Source organism: Pseudolabrys sp. FHR47, from assembly GCF_005153485.1.
GTDB lineage: Bacteria > Pseudomonadota > Alphaproteobacteria > Rhizobiales > Xanthobacteraceae > Pseudolabrys.
The window spans coordinates 2,035,568-2,051,477 of the sequence record NZ_CP039740.1 but is presented as its reverse complement, the minus strand read 5'-3'; the positions used below and the strand labels follow the sequence as shown (position 1 = coordinate 2,051,477).

Below are 15,910 nucleotides of genomic sequence, written 5' to 3'. Positions count from 1 at the left end.
GCGAGTGGAAGAAAGTTACGCCGTCAGCGCCTGATCCGGGTCCGGCAGCGTTTTTCCACCATTGTGCTTCTGCTGCTTCAGCAGCCGGTCGATCGCAACCGCCGGCGCAGGCTTGGCAAACAGGAAGCCCTGCATCTCGTCGCAGCCGGCAAGCCGCAGCAGAACCCGCTGTTGCTCGGTTTCAACGCCCTCGACCAGGATCGACAGGCCAAGCGCCCGCCCGAGCGCGACGATGGCCTGGATGATAACGCCGCCATTGGCGGACGAGCCCAGCGCGGTGACGAAGCTGCGGTCGATCTTGAGCTTGTCGAGCGGAAAGCGCTGCAGATAACTCAGGTTCGAATAGCCGGAGCCGAAATCGTCGAGCGCCACCCGTACGCCGAGCGCATGCAAATCCTCGATGCGGCGAACCATCTCTTCCGGGTTGTCGATCAGAACGCCTTCGGTGATCTCCAGCATCAGCCGCGACGGCGGCACGCCGCTCTCGGTCAATGCCGAACGCACGGTTTCGACGATCGAGCCGTCCCGCACTTGCAACGGTGACAGATTGACGGCGACGTACAGGTCCGGCCAGCGCTTGGCCTCCTGCAAGGCGCGGCGCAGCACGAAAGCGCCGATGACATCCATCAAACCCATCTGCTCGGCGATCGGAATGAACACTGCCGGGCCGATCGCCCCACGCTGCGGATGCGTCCAGCGCAGCAAGGCCTCGACGCCGACGATGCGGCCGCCATGCGCGGCAATGATCGGCTGGTAGTGCAGTTCGAGTTCATGGGCACTGACGGCGCGCGGCAATTCGCGCTGGATAAACTTCTGGTCCGCCGAGACGGTATCGAGCGGCGCTTCGAAAGCGACCCAGGCGCCCGGCCCTTTCTGCGCGGCAGCGCGCAGCGCAAGTTCGGCGCGGCGGGTCAGTTCGCCGCGAGTAGCAGCATGGTGCGGCGCCTTCGCAAAGCCGGCGTGAGCGCTGACGCGCACCACGGTGTCGAACCAGTGGGGCCGCGCGATATTCTCGATTACCGCTGCGACGATCTTGCCGATGTCTGTATCGTTCGGCGTCGTGAGCAACATCGCGAATTCATCGCTGCCGATGCGCGCGCACACCGCCCCTTCGGGCGCCGCTTCGCGAATACGGCCGGCCAATGCGATAATCAGTTCGTCGCTGCCAAGCACACCGAAATTCGCGGCGACGTCCGCCATGCCGTCGATCTCGAACACGGCAAAGACCGTGGTTTCGTCATTCATCCGCTCAGCCAAAGCAAGGTCGAGCAGTTCGAGCAGTTTGGCATGATTGGGCAGGCCAGTGATCTTGTCCATGTCGGCGGCGCGGCGCGCCAGCGCTTCGCTTTCGATCAAATCCCGGCTCGCACGCCGCAGATGCCAGACCGAGAAGCCCGCGAAACCGATAAGCGCCATCGCCAGGACGGCGACGAAAGGCATGATAGCCTTGGCTGTCTCGGCCATTGGCACACTTCTTTGCCAGGTGAAAAACCCGGCGATGCGGCCGCCGGCATCGACCACCGGCTGGATTTCCCGGCCATCGTCGATCGGCGCGACTTCGAACTTCAGATCTTTGAGGCGGGCACTCTGCTCGACCATTCGCACGAAGCGCGGATCGATTTCGCCGGCTTGCTCGAAAAGGGCCCGGAACTCGGCAACAGCGTTGCGGAGCGCGGCGCGTTGCTCCTGGAGTTGGGCCTCGTCATGATTGCGTGCAATCTGATAGCCGACGCCGGTGCTGACCATGGTGGCGATGACGGCCACGAGAGCCAGTATCACAATCATGCGACGCGAGGACGGACCTTTGCCGCGCCATGCGAGCGCGTTCGTCCCGGCCGAGCCCGGACGCAAATCGGCGCTGTCCGCGCCTAAGCCCGGCAGGTCTGTCTCGCCCTTACGCAACACACATACTCCCCCGCGCGAACACCGCGGCATTGAGTAAGGTTTTACCCGGACAGCCTTAATGCAGGGTCAGCAAACGAGGTGAATGAAGAGTAACCATGTCGATGCATGCGCCGAAAAATACAGATAATTCCTGCATTTAAGAGATTAGCGCAGACCGAACCACAGAGACGCGATGGCAAGGAATGAGAAAAAGCCGACCACGTCCGTTACGGTGGTAACGAAAGGGCTCGATGCCACCGCCGGATCGATTTTGAGGCGGTGCAGTCCCAGCGGAATGAGAATGCCGCCGGCCGCCGCCGCGAGCATGTTGCAGATCATGGCAAGGCCGATGACGACGGCGAGCCCGGGCACATCGAACCAGACATAGGCGGCGATGCCGGTGATGACGGCAAACGCGACTCCGTTGAGCAGGCCGACCATCAGTTCGCGGGCGATCACCCAGCGCGCATTGCCGCCGTTCAGTTGCTGGGTCGCCAACGCCCGCACCGCGACCGTCATGGTCTGTGTCGTGGCATTGCCGCCCTGGCTCGCCACGATCGGCGCCAACACCGCCAGCGCCACCATTTTCTGAAGCTCACCTTCGAACAGGCCAAGCACGGACGAGGCCAGAAAAGCCGTGGCGAGATTGACCAGAAGCCAGTTGAAGCGGTAGCGCGCGATGGTCCAGACGGTGTCCGAAAGTTCTTCCTCGGACTTGACGCCGCCGAGCGCCTTCATGTCCTCGTCGGCTTCCTCCTGGATGACGTCGGCGACATCGTCGAAGGTGACGACGCCGACCAGCTTGTCGCCTTCATCCACGACCGGCACCGAGACCATGTCGTAGCGCTGGAACAGATGCGCGACGTTCTCCTGTGTCTCGGTCGGCAGCACGCGTCGGCGCTCTTCATCCATCAGTTCGGAGACCGGCACCGGGCGCTTGGCCCGGAGCAGCCGGTTCAGCGGCACCGCGCCGAGAAAGCGTCCGGTCGCATCGACGACATAGAGTTCGTAGAATTGGTCCGGCAGATCTTCGGTCTCGCGCAAGTGGTCGATGATGCGGCCGACATTCCAGTCCGGCGTCACGGCGATGAAATCCGGCTGCATCCGCCGGCCAGCCGAGAACTCGGGATAGTCGAGGCTGCGGGTCAGCGCGATGCGCTCGTCCGGCGGCACATGGCCGAGAATTTCGTTGCGCTCGTCGCTCGGAATATCAGCAAGAATGGTAACGGCGTCGTCGGTGTCGATGTCTCTGACACCCTCGGCAACGGTTTCGGGATCGAGTTCCTCGAGGATTTCCTCGCGCACCGTCGCGTCGAGTTCCGTGAGCGCGGTGAAGTCGAAATCGAGGCCGAGAAGTTCGACCAGCCGCGGCCGATCGTCCGGCTCCAGCGCGGCCACCACGGCGGCAAGGTCGGATTCGTGGATGTCAGCGACCAGGTCGCGCAGCGTGTCGGTGTCGCCGGTCTCGACGGCCCTGGTAACGCTCGCGACGAAGTCGGAGCGCAGGGCGCCGCTCTCATCGCGCAGCGCGACCTCGGGCTGCGGCTCGTCGATACGCGTCGGTGCCGAGGTCATGGCTGCTCCCGCTCGCCCATTCCCGACCACCCGGGATGGGACCGCCACCGTGGTTCATTCTGGCGAAGGCCGTATGTCGTTTCGCCCCCAAAAGCGACGCGACAACCGCAAAGCGGGCTTGTACGCTTGACCCGCGGGATCGCGCAATCGCAAAGCACGGTCGATGCCGCCTCGTTTGGCCGATTCTCCACCCGTAAGATCGCCGCCCAGGATCGCCGCTGATGCACCGCCTCGTCGCTTCGCTGATATCCTTCCTGGCGATCGTCGCCATGCCCTCCGTCGGGGTCGCCGGTAGCTGCGCCGGCCGGCCGGACGCGCTCGGCACGTCCCGGACCCTCGCCGTCAGCGCGGCCACCACGCCCCGCGTCGGCCGCAAGCATTTCCCCGATACGCTGCCCCTCGCCGACAAGGAACTGGTGCTCACCTTCGACGACGGCCCCTGGCCGACGACCACGCCACGGGTACTCGACGCGCTCAAGGCCGAATGCGTCCGCGCGACGTTCTTCCTGCTCGGGCGCAATACCGACGCCCATCCGGCGCTGGCCCGCCGCGCGTTGGCGGAGGGTCACAGCATCGGGCATCACACCTATTCGCATCCGCTCCTTAGCAACCTCCCGCTCGCCAAAGCCGAGGCCGAAATCAACCGCGGCATCGCGCGCGATGAATTCGCATTGACTGGCGTTGCTCGCAGTACGCCGTCAACGCCGTTCTTCCGCTTTCCGGGATTTGCCTCGAGCCAGCTTTTGCTCGACCGGCTTCAGGACCGTGGCATCGTCGTGTTCGGTGCCGATGTGTGGGCCAGCGACTGGGAGCCGATGTCGCCCGACGTGCAGTTGCAGAAGCTTCTGCGGCGGATCGAGCATGTCCGCCGGGGCATCGTGCTGCTGCACGACACCAAGGCGCAGACCGCCGCGATGTTACCCCGGCTGCTGCGCGAGCTGAGAACCCGCGGCTATCGCATCGTTCATGTCGTGCCGGCGGTTGGCATTGTTACGAACTGAGACAAAACCGTCCCCCGAACTGTTCCCTTTTTGCCGCACCCTCCGAAAATACGTTTGAAAACAAGGTCTCACCTGGCGGCCATGGTTGATTTTCCCTTAATGCGCCAGCCCGGTAACGTTAAGGTCCTGCCCGCCCGCATCCAACGCGCTTCGAAGAAAGCGCGCACGCGGCGCACAGGGGTCTTGGGGGCGTTCGTTCCATGTTTCGTTTGCGTATGGCGTTGCGGCCGGTTTGCGTCGCAATCATCGGCCTTTCCGGCTTGGCAACGGCCACAAAGGCCGAGACCTGCAGCAATCCGGACGCGCTCGGCACCAGCCGTACGGTAACCGTCGATAGCAGTGACCTGCCGCGCATCGGCACGATGCAGTATCGCCGCACGTTGCCGCTCGACGATCATGAAGTGGTCATCACCTTCGACGACGGCCCGCTTCCGCCTTACACCAACCGTGTGCTCGACGCGCTCGCCGCCGAATGCGTCAAGGTCACCTACTTCCTGATTGGCACCATGGCGCGCGCCAATCCCGACCTCGTGCGCCGCATCTACAATGCGGGGCACATCGTCGGCACGCACAGCCATCGTCATCCATTCAACATGGACCAGATGGAGCGGTCGCGCGTCGTCAGCGAAATCGACGGCGGCATCGCCGCGGTCACGGCCGCGCTCGGCGACGAACGCGCGCTGGCGCCGTTCTTCCGCGTGCCGGGGCTCGCCCGATCGCGGCAGATCGAGACCTATGCTGCCGCGCAGGCGCTGTCGGTGTGGAGCGCCGACGAAGTCGCCGACGACTGGCATCGCGGCATCACGTCGGAACAGATCGTGCAGCGCGCGATGGCCCGCATCGAGGCCAGAGGCCACCGGGGTGTGTTGTTGCTGCATGATATACACCCCGCCACGGCGCGCGCCGTGCCAATGCTGCTCAAGCGTCTCAAGGCCGGCGGTTACCGGATCGTGCAAGCGGTGCCGACAGGCGATCGGCCGGCTTCGGTGCCCGAGCGCAGTCCGGTGCTGGTTGCCGCGGCGGAGAAGCCGGGCTGGCCGCGCATCGTTCAACCGCCCAAGCAGCCTGGCAGCAAGGTCAAGATGGCTGCGAAGAAGGATGCCGCGCTGCGCGCCAAACTCGCCAGCCGCAAGTCCCCGACGGTCGTCGCGACCTCGGGCTTTGGCGCGTTCTTCAATCGCTAACGCCGCCAGACGGATTGTCACGCGGCGCCCGCCGGTGCAGCATCGCCCGTGAAAACGGGGCTCGCGGCCCTTCGACCTATCAGGAGCAATTCATGGACAAGCTTCGTATCACCGCCGGCTCATTCGTCTTCGACGCCAAGTTCGAGACCGAACTAGCCCCCAAGACCGTCGCGGTGTTCAAGAAGCTGCTGCCCTACGAGGAGAAAGTCATCCACGTGCGCTGGAGCGGCGAAGGTGTCTGGGTCCCGCTGGGCGATCTGGATCTAGGCCTCACTTACGAGAACCACACCAGCTATCCGCATCCCGGCCAGATGATCGTCTATCCCGGCGGCATCAGCGAGACGGAGATCCTGCTGTCCTACGGCGCCGTGCATTTCGCCTCGAAGCTCGGCCAGCTCGCCGGCAACCACTTCATCACCCTGACCTCGGGCCTCGACCGGCTGTACGAATTCGGCCGCGCCGTGCTCTACGAAGGCGCCAAGCCGATCCGCATCGAGGCGGTGTGAGGCACAAATCGACAGCCCGGCTAACGGTTTGACGGGACGACGAAAAATCCGGCGACGAAGGCTTGGGAAAGCCCCCTCGGCCCTTGTGTGGCGGGACCCTATTTGATACAGGGACCGCCGCTGAGGGTGATTTCGGTCCCCTTTGAGATGCGGCCGTGGCGGAATTGGTAGACGCACTGCCTTGAGGTGGCAGCGGGTAAAACCGTGGAAGTTCGAGTCTTCTCGGCCGCACCAAAATCGAAAAACCGGTTTTGCAAAAGAAAAGCCCCGCTCGCGGGGCTTTTTTCGTCGCTGAATGCGTCTGGAGATGCGTTACCGCATGTCCGGCGAGCGCGGCAGAAGTTCACCGACTTCGACCGCGATGCGGTTGCCGTTGACCACGACGGTGCCCTGCGCCACCGGCAGGTTGTTGGCGAGCACCTTCACGGCGTCGTCTTCGGTGGCGTCGAGCTCGATGATGGCGCCGCGGCCGAGCCGAAGCACCTGATGGATCGGCATGGTCGTCGTGCCCAGCACGACCGTTATGTCGACCGAAACCTTGTCGAAAGTGGCCAAGTTCCCAAATTCCTGTATGTCGTTTTATGCCCGTTCCTGTGACCGAGCTTCGCCAAGGTCGCCCCACTATGGTTAACCGGTGATTAACGCCCGCGATCTCCTCGAAGTCGGCATGCCGGCGGCCAAAGGCGCGCCGCCGGTCGAATGGCGGATTTCCGAGGGTTTGACTCCCTATCCGGAGGCTGTGGCCTTCATGGAGGCCCGTGCCGAGGCGATCAGCCGAGGCGAGGCCCCGGAACTCGTCTGGCTCGTCGAGCATCCCCCGCTCTACACGGCGGGCACCTCGGCCAACCGCGCCGACGTCCTGGACGCCCGATTCCCGGTGTTCGATTCGGGCCGCGGCGGCCAGATGACCTATCACGGCCCCGGCCAGCGGGTCGGCTATGTCATGATCGACCTCAAGCGGCGCGGACCGGACGTGCGCCGCTTTGTCGCCACGCTCGAGGAATGGATCATCCGCAGCCTCGGGGCCTTCAACGTGCGTGGCGAGCGCCGCGAGGACCGCATCGGCGTCTGGGTGAAGCGGCCCGATAAGGGTGATGGCTTCGAGGACAAGATCGCCGCCCTCGGCATCCGCGTGCGCAAATGGGTGACGCTGCACGGCGTCGCCATCAATATCGATCCCGACCTCTCCCACTTCGGCGGCATCGTGCCCTGTGGCGTGTCGGCGCAGCGCTACGGCGTCACCAGCCTCGCCGATCTCGGCCATACGACGACGATGCCGGAATTCGACATCGCGTTACGGAAAGCGTTCGAGGAGCTGTTCGGGGCGACCGCCGACGCTCAGGCCGCGTCCGCCGCCGGCGCTACGAGCTGACGCGCAATATAGCGCCGCCCTTGCGTCAAGCCGCCGAAGCCGTAGGCGTCGTCGCGGACGTCGTGGACGTGCACATAACTCTCTTCATGCAGCGGCCCGAGCAGCCGGCCGAATGCGGCATAGGTCTCGGCGATGAAGGCTGCCTTCTCGTCCTTGGTGTTGGTACCGTCGGTGATGTGGATGTCGAGCCAGACGCTCGCGAGCTTCTGCTCGGCGAGCGAGCGACCGCCACAGAACCAGTCCTCAGGCGGCACCGTGGTGACGATGATGGCGGTCACCTTGGGATCCTTGCCGAGGATGGACGTCGAAAGACGGATGACCTCGGCGGCGACCGCCGCTTTGGCCGGCACGGTCTGATGCGGGCTGGACATTGTGACGGTGATCAGGGGCATTAGCGTTTCTCCATCGAAGGGGATGGACGGAGATCTAGCGCCGACGCTATGATTTTGAAACATCATGGCAGACTATAACAATGATAACCGATCAAAATCATTCGCCGGCCCTCGACATCGACGCCGTTCGCGCCTTCGCCCTGGTCGCGGAGTTGGCAAGCTTTACCCGCGCCGCGCAGACCGTCGGCATGACGCAATCGGCCATCAGCCTGAAGCTGAAGCGGCTGGAAGAACGGCTCGGTCACCGGCTGGTCGAGCGCACGCCGCGCTCGGTACGGCTGACCGGCGACGGCGCCTCGTTTCTGACGCGGGCCCGCGACCTGCTTGCGGCCCATGACCGCGCTTTGAACCTTCAGGATGCGCCGGCGCGGCGGCTGACCATTGGTTTCAGCGACCACGTCCTCGGCCCCGACCTGACATCGCTTCTGGCGCGTATCTCCGCTTTCGATGCCACCTTGCGGCTTGACGTGCGGATTGGTCTGTCCGGCGATCTGGTCGATGCGTTCGAAGCCGGCGAGCTCGATGCCGTCGTCGTGCGGCGCGAACGCCATCGCCGCGGCGGCGAGACGCTAGCCGAAGATGCCTTCGGCTGGTTCGCCGCGCCGGGCTACCGCCAGCCTTCCGGCGAACCGCTCAGGCTCGCCATGCTGGCCGCGCCGTGCGGCGTGCGCAATCACGCGATCCGCACCCTCGACAAGGCGAAGGTCGATTGGGTCGAAGCCTTTACCGGCGGTGGAGTGACCGCCATTGCCGCCGCGGTCCAAGGCGGTCTCGCCATCGCGCCGCTGGCGCGTCGCATCGCGCCGCCGGGCCTGATGGACATTGGCCCGCACTTGAAGTTGCCATCACTCGGCAAATCGAGCGTCGTGCTCTACGCCCGCGCCGCCGATGCGCGGACCGGTGCGTCACTGCGTGTTCTGGCAGCGGCATTTCGCGGCATGACCGCCGCGTGACGAAGCGGACGTCATGGCCCACAGTACTCCGATAAGGACTTCATGACATAACTGTCATGTCTTGCGGCATATCAAGCCGCAGGAAAGAGCCATGCGTAACGTTATTCTATCGAGACCACCCCTCCTCGAGGCTCCCCATGCTCAGGTTCTGGCTGCTGCGCTTTCATCGCTGGATCGCGCTCACGCTCTCCATTCCACTCGCCGTCGTCATCGTCACCGGATTGATCCTGTCCTTCGAGCCGATGGTCGTGGGCGCGGGCAATCCCACGGTTACGCCTGCTTCGATCAGCGCCGCGCTCGTCAAATACGATCCCGAAGGCAAGGCACGTTCCATTTCCGTCCGTGGCTATGACGGCACCTTGTCGATTGGCAACCGCAATCAGGCCACCATTGTCGACCTTGCGACCAACGAGCGAGCCGCCGCGCCGGGCACGCTTGCGACCGTGTTCGGCACATCGCGCCGGCTGCACGAGAACTTCATCTACGATCTGCGCTGGGTCGTGACCGCCTCGACCATCGGCATGCTCGCGATGATCTTGCTCGGAATCGCCATGGGCTGGCCGCGCATCCGCAATTCGGTGTCGGGCTGGCACCAGGGCGCCGCATGGTTCGTGCTGCCGCTGGTGATCCTCAGCCCGCTGACCGGGCTGGCGCTCGCCTTTGGCATCACCTTTGCGTCCCCGGTCGCACGGCCGGCGGGCGCACCAGTGTCCTTGAGTGAGGCATTGAAGATCGTCGGCGCGCAGTATGACCTGTCGCGCATCACCTGGGTTCGTCCGCTCGGGCCGACACTGGCGGCACGCGTCAACGACAATGGCGAGATGCGCGTGTTTGCGGTGACACGCGACGGCCTTAAGCCCTTCGCGCGCAACTGGCCGCGGCTCGTCCACGAAGGCAATTGGAGCGGCATCGTCGCGCCGATGCTGAACGTCATCACTTCAATCGCGCTGATGATCCTGGTGGTGACCGGACTGTGGATCTGGGGACGCCGAAAATTGCGCAAGCGTCAGCCACGGCCGGCGCGCCCTGCCCGCGGTCAGATCGTCGGCAGCACCGAGAACGCCTGACCCGGCACACGCTCCTTCAATGATGAGGCGCTGCCCGCGGCACGATGGATGGCATCGACACGCGCACTGATCGGGCCGCGCCGGCAGGCCTCGATCATGTCATCGACCACCGACGCATCACCGGCGAGCAAAGCTTCGACGGTACCGTCACGGCAATTGCGCACCCAGCCTGTGAGATCGCGCGAGCGCGCCTCGCGCTCGACAAAGGCGCGATAGCCGACGCCCTGCACGCGGCCATGCACAACGAGATGGACGATCACCTCCGCCATCGCCACGCCTCCCTCAGGCCTCGCCCTGCGCAATCACGCGGCTGCCGGTCCAGCGCGATATCGACCAGCGCGCGATGACGCGCACATGACGGTCCGGCAAATCCCATGTACGCGCGGCGGCGGCGCACATCTCGGCATAGCCGGGCTTGGGCCGGCCGGCGACGGCGCGGCGCAGCAGATAGACCATCGCCAGCGCTGTGCGCGAACCGACCCGGACCGGCAAATAGCGCACGAGGTAGATTTCCTTGTGCAGCAGTTCATAGGCATGCAGCGCCGCCATGTCGCGCGGCGTCAGCCGCCACAGCACGCCATGCACGGTTTTTCCCGGCACCCGGCGCACCGAGCCCCAGCCGTCAACGCCGATGAAAAACTCATGGCCCTCAAGCCGCGCCGGGCCGATGGCCCGCGCGCCGGGGCAGCGCGCCGTCATGGCGGCGCGGTGCATGTTGGAGCCGTAGGCAAAGTAGAGAGTCACCCGGCAAGGATAGCAGACGACGGCCTGTCAGTGGACGGTCTCGTCGTCGGATTCCTCGTCCTCATCGAGCTCGACGCCGTCGATGCTGTCGATGCTGTCGATGCTGTCGATTTCGCGCTCGTAGTCCTCCGGCGCGAGATCCTCCTCATCCTCGTCATGGACGGGATGCTGCGGATTGCCGCCATCATCGGTCGGCGTGAAGCCGCCGCCCGCCGGCACCTCCTCGCCGCGCTCGCCGAGCGTCTCGGGGCGCGTTTCCGGCAGATCGCGGCGGCGATCCTCGTCGATAAGGTCGGGAGCGGTGTTGCTTTCGAGATCGGTGTTGCGCGGCTTGCGGGTCGGAGGCATCGGCGATCTCCTTGAGAGCTGTCTTCCAGCCCTCAACGCGCGCCGGCGAAGTGCGGTTCCTGCGGGCGAGGCTTCGTCCAAATTCACGGTTGCCACATCCGGACAGCGGACCTAGAGCTTGACGGCTGTGCGCTGCCCATGCGCCCGCGACTTGATGAGATCGCGCCCGATGATTCCGATCCCCCCAGCCCGTCGCCGCCGCCGCATGAAGGTCCAGGCCGGGCGCTGGCAACGACGGTTACTGTTTCTTATCGGCGGCATCGCCGTCGGCGCTGCCGCCGTGTTGATTGCGCTGCTGGCGGACAAGGCGCAGCACATCTTCGCGCTGCTGATCGGCCAATGGCGTTACGCATCGCTCGCATTGACACCGGCCGGCTTCGTGCTCGCCGTGTTCCTGACCAACCGCTATTTCCCCAACTCCCAGGGCAGCGGCATTCCGCAGGCGATCGCCGCGCGCCGCCTGACCGGTCATGCGGCACGCAAACGGCTGCTGTCGATGCGGGTCGCGGTCGGCAAGATTCTGCTGATGCTGCTCGGCCTGTTGTGCGGTGCCTCCGCCGGGCGCGAGGGCCCGACCGTGCAGGTCGGCGCCTCGATCATGTTCACCGCCGGCGGCCTGTCGGCGCGCCGCCAGTCGGGCCTCGTTCTTGCCGGCGCCGCCGCGGGTGTCGCCGCCGCCTTCAACACACCGCTGGCCGGCATCGTGTTCGGCATCGAGGAGATGAGCCGCAGCTTCGAGAGCCGGTCCAGCCGGCTCATCATCGGGGCGGTGATCGCCGCCGGCCTCACCACGCTCGCCCTGGTCGGCAACTACACCTATTTCGGCCGCACCCCGATGATGCTCGAGAATGGCATCGACTGGCTGGCGGTGCCGATCTGCGGCGTAATTGGCGGCGTCGCCGGCGGCCTGTTCAGCCGCTTCGTCATCGCCATGGCGCGCGGCATTCCCGGTGTCATCGGTGGCGCACTGAAGAAGCGGCCGCTTCTGCTGGCCGGGTTATGCGGACTAGGCGTCGCGCTATGCGGTATCGCATCCGGCGATATCGTCTACGGCACTGGCTACGAGCAGGTGAAGACCGCGCTTGAGAACGGCACGCCGCTGCCGGATAGTTTCGGCCTACTGAAGCTTCTGGCCACCGCGTTGACCGCGGTCAGCGGCATTCCCGGCGGCATCTTCGCGCCATCGCTCGCGGTCGGCGCCGGCATCGGCAGCGATATCGCACAGTTTTTCCACGGCACGCCTGTCGGGCCGATCATCATTCTCGGCATGGTGAGTTATTTCGCCGGCGTCGTGCAGGCGCCGATCACGGCCTTCGTTATCGTGACCGAGATGACCGACAACCACGCCATGGTGGTGCCGGTGATGGCCGCGTCGGTGATCGCCTATGCCTGCTCGCGCGCGGTTTGTCCGGAAGGCATTTATCACGCGCTGGCGCGAGGCTTCCTGCGCGAAGAGACGTCCGCCAGGACCTAACGACGCAACAGCGTCAGGCGAATTCCAAAATCACCGCGTCCACCGCCAGGCTGTCGCCGGGCTTGGCGTTGATTTTCTTGACCGTGCCGTCGATCTCGGCGCGCAGCACGTTTTCCATCTTCATGGCCTCGACCACGGCGACGGTCTCGCCGGCCTTCACTTCCTGGCCTTCGGCAACGGCGATGGAGACGACGAGACCCGGCATCGGGCACAGCACCAGCTTGGCCGTATTGGCCGCCTGCTTCACCGGCATCAGCCGCGCATAAGCGGCCTCGCGCTCGGTGAAGACATAGGCTTTGGCCTCGACGCCGCGATAAGACAACGCGAAGCCGTTCGGGATGGTGCGCACCTGCACCGCGACCGGCTTTGAATCCAGGGTGCCGGCCCATAGTGCCTCGCCCGGCTTCCAGCTCGACTCCAGATGACGCACGGCATTCTTGGTGCCGTCCTTGCCGTCGAAGCGAACGCCAATGGTGCCGTTCTCCCGCCTGACCTCGAGGCGATATTCCTGATCGCCAAGCCAGACTGCGCGATTGGCGTCGCGCGTCACCGCCCGTCCGCTCATCTGGCCGGAGATCTGCCGCTTGCGCTCGCCGAGGACGTGATCGATCGCGGCTGCCACGGCGGCAATGACTTCGGCGCGCTCGCCGTCCGGCGCCTGCGGGTGGAAACCTTCGGGGAATTCCTCGGCGATGAAGCCGGTCGACAGCTTGCCGGACTTCCAGCGCGGATGCGCCATCAACGCCGAGAGGAACGGAATGTTGTGGCGGATGCCGTCGATGACGAAGGCATCGAGCGCATCGCCCTGCGCCTCGACCGCTTCGGCGCGCGTCGGCGCGTGCGTGACGAGCTTGGCGATCATCGGATCGTAGAACAGCGAAATCTCGCCGCCCTCATAGACGCCGGTATCATTGCGCACGGTGATGCCGTTGATGACTTGTTCGACCGGCGGACGGTAGCGCGTCAGGCGCCCGGTGGACGGCAGGAAGTTGCGGTACGGGTCCTCGGCATAGACTCTGGATTCGACCGCCCAGCCCTTGAGCTTCACGTCCTCCTGCTTGATCGACAGCTTCTCGCCGGCGGCGACGCGGATCATCTGCTCGACGAGATCGATGCCGGTGATCAGTTCAGTCACCGGATGTTCGACCTGCAGGCGCGTATTCATCTCGAGGAAGAAGAAGCTCTTGTCCTGCCCGGCGACGAACTCGACTGTGCCGGCGGAATCGTATCCGACGGCCTTGGCCAAAGCGACCGATTGCTCGCCCATCTTCCTGCGCGTCGCCTCATCGAGCAGCGGTGACGGCGCTTCCTCGATGACCTTCTGGTTGCGGCGCTGAATCGAACATTCGCGCTCGCCGAGATAGATGACGTTGCCGTGCTTGTCGCCGAGCAGCTGAATTTCGATGTGACGCGGATCGGTGATGAACTTCTCGATGAACATGCGGTCGTCGCCGAATGACGACTTGGCTTCCGAGCGCGAGCGGGCAAAACCTTCGGCGACTTCCTTCTCTGACCAGGCGATGCGCATGCCCTTGCCGCCACCGCCGGCCGAGGCCTTGATCATCACCGGATAGCCGATCTCATTGGCGATCTGCACCGCCTCCTTCTCGTCGGCGATCACGCCGAGATAGCCGGGCACGGTCGAGACCTTGGCGGCGGCGGCCGCTTTCTTGGACTCGATCTTGTCGCCCATGGCGGCGATGGCCTTGGGGTTGGGGCCGATAAAGACGATGCCGGCGGCCTCAAGCGCCTTGGGGAAAGCCTCGCGCTCGGACAGGAAGCCGTAGCCGGGGTGAACCGCCTCGGCGCCGGTTTCCTTACAGGCGGCGATGATCTTCTCGATGATCAGATAGCTCTGCGCCGCCGGCGGGGGACCTATGAGCACGGCCGTATCGGCCATCTCAACGTGCAGCGCGTCCTTGTCGGCCTCCGAATAAACGGCGACCGTCTCGATCCCCATCTTGCGGGCGGTCTTGATGATACGGCAGGCGATTTCGCCGCGATTGGCAATCAGAATGCGCTTGAACATGAAGGTGGTCGGTCCCCGCCGCTAAACCGAGGCACTCTGCGGCACTGCAATAAAATGTCAATGCGGGACGGCAAACCCGGCCGAGACCGCCAGCCAGAGGCCTATCGCGCCGGCCAGCCAGCAGAGGACCGTCATCGCCGCCACCTCGACCGCGAAGCGCCCTCGCCCCATGACGGCGGCCAGGACGAGTTTGCTGGCGGTGTTGGCGACCACGGCGACCAAAATCGTCATGCTGGCGGCAATCCAGTCCAGCGGGGCCGGCACCAACCGGCTGGTCGCCGCCGTCACGGCATCGACATCGGCTAACCCCAGGGCAACCGCGCCAAGCAGAGTGCCGCCGGTGCCGAAGGTCTCGGCAATCAGCCGGCCGGCGACCATCGTGACGCCGAGCAGCACCGCAAAACCGACCACCGGCCAGAAGCTGAATGGGTTGCTGAACGCGTCGGGCCGAACCCGGCCGCCATGGCCGGCATCGCGCCAATACACCGTGACGATGGCATAGCCCGCCGCGACAAGCGCAGCGGGACCGAGCGCCGGCCCGACGAGCGCCAGCAGCCCGGGCTGCAATGCCGCAACGATGGCGGTCACGCGCAGGAACGACAGCGCGGTGGCGATCGCCACGCCCGAAGCCAGCAGCCCCACAGCCCCCTCGCCCGCAACGGCGCGACGGGCATTGGCGACGGTGACCGCGGTCGACGACACCAGCCCGCCGGCCAGCGCACTGACCAACACACCGCGCTCGGTGCCGAACACCTTGACCGCGGCGTAGCCGAGAAACGACACGCCCGCGAGCACGATGGCGATGAGCCAGACTTCGCGCGGGTTGATGCCCGGATCGGGGCCGATGGCCGTATCGGGCAAGACGGGAAGGACGATGAAGCTCATGGCCAGCAGCACCAGGACAGAACGCAACTCCGGCCATGTGATGCGTTCGATCCAGCCATGGACTTCGGTGCGGATCGCCAGCACGCCGGTCATCGCGACCGCGGCGGCGGCCGCCACGCGGCTGTCGCCAGCCACGGCAAGCGCGCCGAGGGCAAAAGTCAGGAGACCGGCCAGGATGGTCGTCGCGGAAAAGCTTCCGGCAGCACGGTCGGCGTCACGCTGCAGCACCGTGAAGACGGCCGCATAGACGGCGAAGCCCAGTCCGATGACGATGCCGGCGCCATAGCCCGGCCCCGCCAATTGGGCCAGCGCGGCGATGACGCCGCCGAGCAGACCGCAGAGTGTAAAGGTGCGAATACCGGCCGCCCGCGACCCCGGCGTCATAGTGCGCGTCTTCCAGCCGCGCTCGACGCCGACCAGCAGGCCGATACCGAGAGCGATGGTCAGACGCAGCAGAAGGTCGTCAATTGTCATTGCGAAATCCGGCCTATGGTTC

General features: G+C 65.2%; 16 protein-coding genes and 1 tRNA gene. 8 read left to right on the top strand and 9 right to left on the bottom strand.

The genetic code is table 11. From position 1 onward, the window contains the following. Positions 1 to 15: 15 nt before the first annotated feature. Together E8Q40_RS10090 and mgtE are read right to left on the bottom strand one after the other, a co-directional pair. A complete protein-coding gene (locus E8Q40_RS10090; protein WP_205995759.1) occupies positions 16 to 1,785 on the bottom strand; it encodes a bifunctional diguanylate cyclase/phosphodiesterase in 1,770 nt (589 codons plus the stop codon). A 264-nt stretch (positions 1,786 to 2,049) separates the two neighbouring features. After that, complete coding sequence (gene mgtE, locus E8Q40_RS10085; RefSeq protein ID WP_137044287.1) at positions 2,050 to 3,459, bottom strand: magnesium transporter; 1,410 nt, start codon at positions 3,457 to 3,459, stop codon at positions 2,050 to 2,052. A 221-nt stretch (positions 3,460 to 3,680) separates the two neighbouring features. Between mgtE and E8Q40_RS10080 the strand changes: the two genes are divergently transcribed. The 4 genes from E8Q40_RS10080 to E8Q40_RS10065 all read left to right on the top strand — a co-directional run bounded on the left by E8Q40_RS10080 (position 3,681) and on the right by E8Q40_RS10065 (position 6,384). Further along, positions 3,681 to 4,460 carry a polysaccharide deacetylase family protein gene (locus E8Q40_RS10080; RefSeq protein ID WP_137044285.1) on the top strand — a complete coding sequence of 260 codons (780 nt, stop codon included), beginning with the start codon at positions 3,681 to 3,683 and terminating at the stop codon, positions 4,458 to 4,460. A 200-nt stretch (positions 4,461 to 4,660) separates the two neighbouring features. Further along, the gene (locus tag E8Q40_RS10075; RefSeq protein ID WP_137044283.1) at positions 4,661 to 5,644 is read left to right on the top strand and encodes a polysaccharide deacetylase family protein; all 984 of its coding nucleotides are present in this window, start codon (positions 4,661 to 4,663) and stop codon (positions 5,642 to 5,644) included. 92 nt (positions 5,645 to 5,736) lie between these two features. Then, positions 5,737 to 6,150, top strand: coding sequence for a DUF3830 family protein (locus E8Q40_RS10070; RefSeq protein WP_137044281.1), 414 nt, complete (start codon positions 5,737 to 5,739; stop codon positions 6,148 to 6,150). A 149-nt stretch (positions 6,151 to 6,299) separates the two neighbouring features. Continuing rightward, a tRNA-Leu gene (locus tag E8Q40_RS10065) sits at positions 6,300 to 6,384 on the top strand. A 78-nt stretch (positions 6,385 to 6,462) separates the two neighbouring features. Here the strand turns inward: E8Q40_RS10065 and E8Q40_RS10060 are convergent. Next, positions 6,463 to 6,705, bottom strand: a complete 243-nt coding sequence (locus E8Q40_RS10060; RefSeq protein WP_137044279.1) for a FliM/FliN family flagellar motor switch protein — start codon at positions 6,703 to 6,705, stop codon at positions 6,463 to 6,465. Positions 6,706 to 6,784: 79 nt separating this feature from the next. On the opposite strand from E8Q40_RS10060, the gene lipB reads away from it, so the two are divergent. After that, the gene (gene lipB / locus E8Q40_RS10055) at positions 6,785 to 7,522 is read left to right on the top strand and encodes a lipoyl(octanoyl) transferase LipB (RefSeq protein WP_246663063.1); all 738 of its coding nucleotides are present in this window, start codon (positions 6,785 to 6,787) and stop codon (positions 7,520 to 7,522) included. Here lipB and E8Q40_RS10050 read toward each other — a convergent pair. Beyond that, complete coding sequence (locus E8Q40_RS10050; RefSeq protein ID WP_137044278.1) at positions 7,489 to 7,914, bottom strand: 4-oxalocrotonate tautomerase family protein; 426 nt, start codon at positions 7,912 to 7,914, stop codon at positions 7,489 to 7,491. The genes lipB and E8Q40_RS10050 overlap by 34 nt on opposite strands. 80 nt (positions 7,915 to 7,994) lie before the next feature. On the opposite strand from E8Q40_RS10050, the gene E8Q40_RS10045 reads away from it, so the two are divergent. Then, positions 7,995 to 8,867 carry a LysR family transcriptional regulator gene (locus E8Q40_RS10045; RefSeq protein WP_137044276.1) on the top strand — a complete coding sequence of 291 codons (873 nt, stop codon included), beginning with the start codon at positions 7,995 to 7,997 and terminating at the stop codon, positions 8,865 to 8,867. Positions 8,868 to 9,004: 137 nt separating this feature from the next. Next, a complete protein-coding gene (locus E8Q40_RS10040) occupies positions 9,005 to 9,934 on the top strand; it encodes a PepSY domain-containing protein (RefSeq protein ID WP_246663062.1) in 930 nt (309 codons plus the stop codon). Here the strand turns inward: E8Q40_RS10040 and E8Q40_RS10035 are convergent. Genes E8Q40_RS10035 through E8Q40_RS10025 form a run of 3 tightly spaced genes read right to left on the bottom strand, consistent with a single transcriptional unit; the run spans position 9,904 to position 11,026 of the window. Continuing rightward, a complete protein-coding gene (locus E8Q40_RS10035) occupies positions 9,904 to 10,203 on the bottom strand; it encodes an acylphosphatase (RefSeq protein WP_137044272.1) in 300 nt (99 codons plus the stop codon). The two genes, E8Q40_RS10040 and E8Q40_RS10035, sit on opposite strands and share 31 nt — an antisense overlap. 13 nt (positions 10,204 to 10,216) lie before the next feature. Further along, positions 10,217 to 10,678: a gamma-glutamylcyclotransferase family protein gene (locus E8Q40_RS10030; RefSeq protein ID WP_137044270.1), complete on the bottom strand. Its 462-nt coding sequence runs from the start codon at positions 10,676 to 10,678 to the stop codon at positions 10,217 to 10,219. 27 nt (positions 10,679 to 10,705) lie between these two features. Then, positions 10,706 to 11,026 (bottom strand): hypothetical protein, encoded by a 321-nt coding sequence (locus E8Q40_RS10025; RefSeq protein ID WP_137044268.1) that lies wholly within the window; start codon positions 11,024 to 11,026, stop codon positions 10,706 to 10,708. A gap of 169 nt (positions 11,027 to 11,195) precedes the next feature. On the opposite strand from E8Q40_RS10025, the gene E8Q40_RS10020 reads away from it, so the two are divergent. Further along, a complete protein-coding gene (locus tag E8Q40_RS10020) occupies positions 11,196 to 12,500 on the top strand; it encodes a chloride channel protein (RefSeq protein WP_137044267.1) in 1,305 nt (434 codons plus the stop codon). 13 nt (positions 12,501 to 12,513) lie between these two features. Here E8Q40_RS10020 and E8Q40_RS10015 read toward each other — a convergent pair whose 3' ends face one another. Next, positions 12,514 to 14,529, bottom strand: coding sequence for an acetyl/propionyl/methylcrotonyl-CoA carboxylase subunit alpha (locus E8Q40_RS10015; RefSeq protein ID WP_137044265.1), 2,016 nt, complete (start codon positions 14,527 to 14,529; stop codon positions 12,514 to 12,516). 57 nt (positions 14,530 to 14,586) lie between these two features. After that, on the bottom strand, positions 14,587 to 15,888 hold the full coding sequence (locus tag E8Q40_RS10010; protein WP_168197794.1) for a DUF4010 domain-containing protein: 1,302 nt from the start codon (positions 15,886 to 15,888) through the stop codon (positions 14,587 to 14,589). Between the last annotated feature and the right edge of the window lie 22 nt (positions 15,889 to 15,910).

What these genes read in the sequence shown, in the direction of transcription:
- E8Q40_RS10090 (WP_205995759.1), bottom strand. Translation starts at nt 1,785, where the DNA reads ATGATTGTGATACTGGCTCTCGTGGCCGTCATCGCCACCATGGTCAGC.
- mgtE (WP_137044287.1), bottom strand. Translation starts at nt 3,459, where the DNA reads ATGACCTCGGCACCGACGCGTATCGACGAGCCGCAGCCCGAGGTCGCG.
- E8Q40_RS10080 (WP_137044285.1), top strand. Translation starts at nt 3,681, where the DNA reads ATGCACCGCCTCGTCGCTTCGCTGATATCCTTCCTGGCGATCGTCGCC.
- E8Q40_RS10075 (WP_137044283.1), top strand. Translation starts at nt 4,661, where the DNA reads ATGTTTCGTTTGCGTATGGCGTTGCGGCCGGTTTGCGTCGCAATCATC.
- E8Q40_RS10070 (WP_137044281.1), top strand. Translation starts at nt 5,737, where the DNA reads ATGGACAAGCTTCGTATCACCGCCGGCTCATTCGTCTTCGACGCCAAG.
- E8Q40_RS10050 (WP_137044278.1), bottom strand. Translation starts at nt 7,914, where the DNA reads ATGCCCCTGATCACCGTCACAATGTCCAGCCCGCATCAGACCGTGCCG.
- E8Q40_RS10045 (WP_137044276.1), top strand. Translation starts at nt 7,995, where the DNA reads ATGATAACCGATCAAAATCATTCGCCGGCCCTCGACATCGACGCCGTT.
- E8Q40_RS10040 (WP_246663062.1), top strand. Translation starts at nt 9,005, where the DNA reads ATGCTCAGGTTCTGGCTGCTGCGCTTTCATCGCTGGATCGCGCTCACG.
- E8Q40_RS10035 (WP_137044272.1), bottom strand. Translation starts at nt 10,203, where the DNA reads ATGGCGGAGGTGATCGTCCATCTCGTTGTGCATGGCCGCGTGCAGGGC.
- E8Q40_RS10025 (WP_137044268.1), bottom strand. Translation starts at nt 11,026, where the DNA reads ATGCCTCCGACCCGCAAGCCGCGCAACACCGATCTCGAAAGCAACACC.
- E8Q40_RS10020 (WP_137044267.1), top strand. Translation starts at nt 11,196, where the DNA reads ATGATTCCGATCCCCCCAGCCCGTCGCCGCCGCCGCATGAAGGTCCAG.
- E8Q40_RS10015 (WP_137044265.1), bottom strand. Translation starts at nt 14,529, where the DNA reads ATGTTCAAGCGCATTCTGATTGCCAATCGCGGCGAAATCGCCTGCCGT.
- E8Q40_RS10010 (WP_168197794.1), bottom strand. Translation starts at nt 15,888, where the DNA reads ATGACAATTGACGACCTTCTGCTGCGTCTGACCATCGCTCTCGGTATC.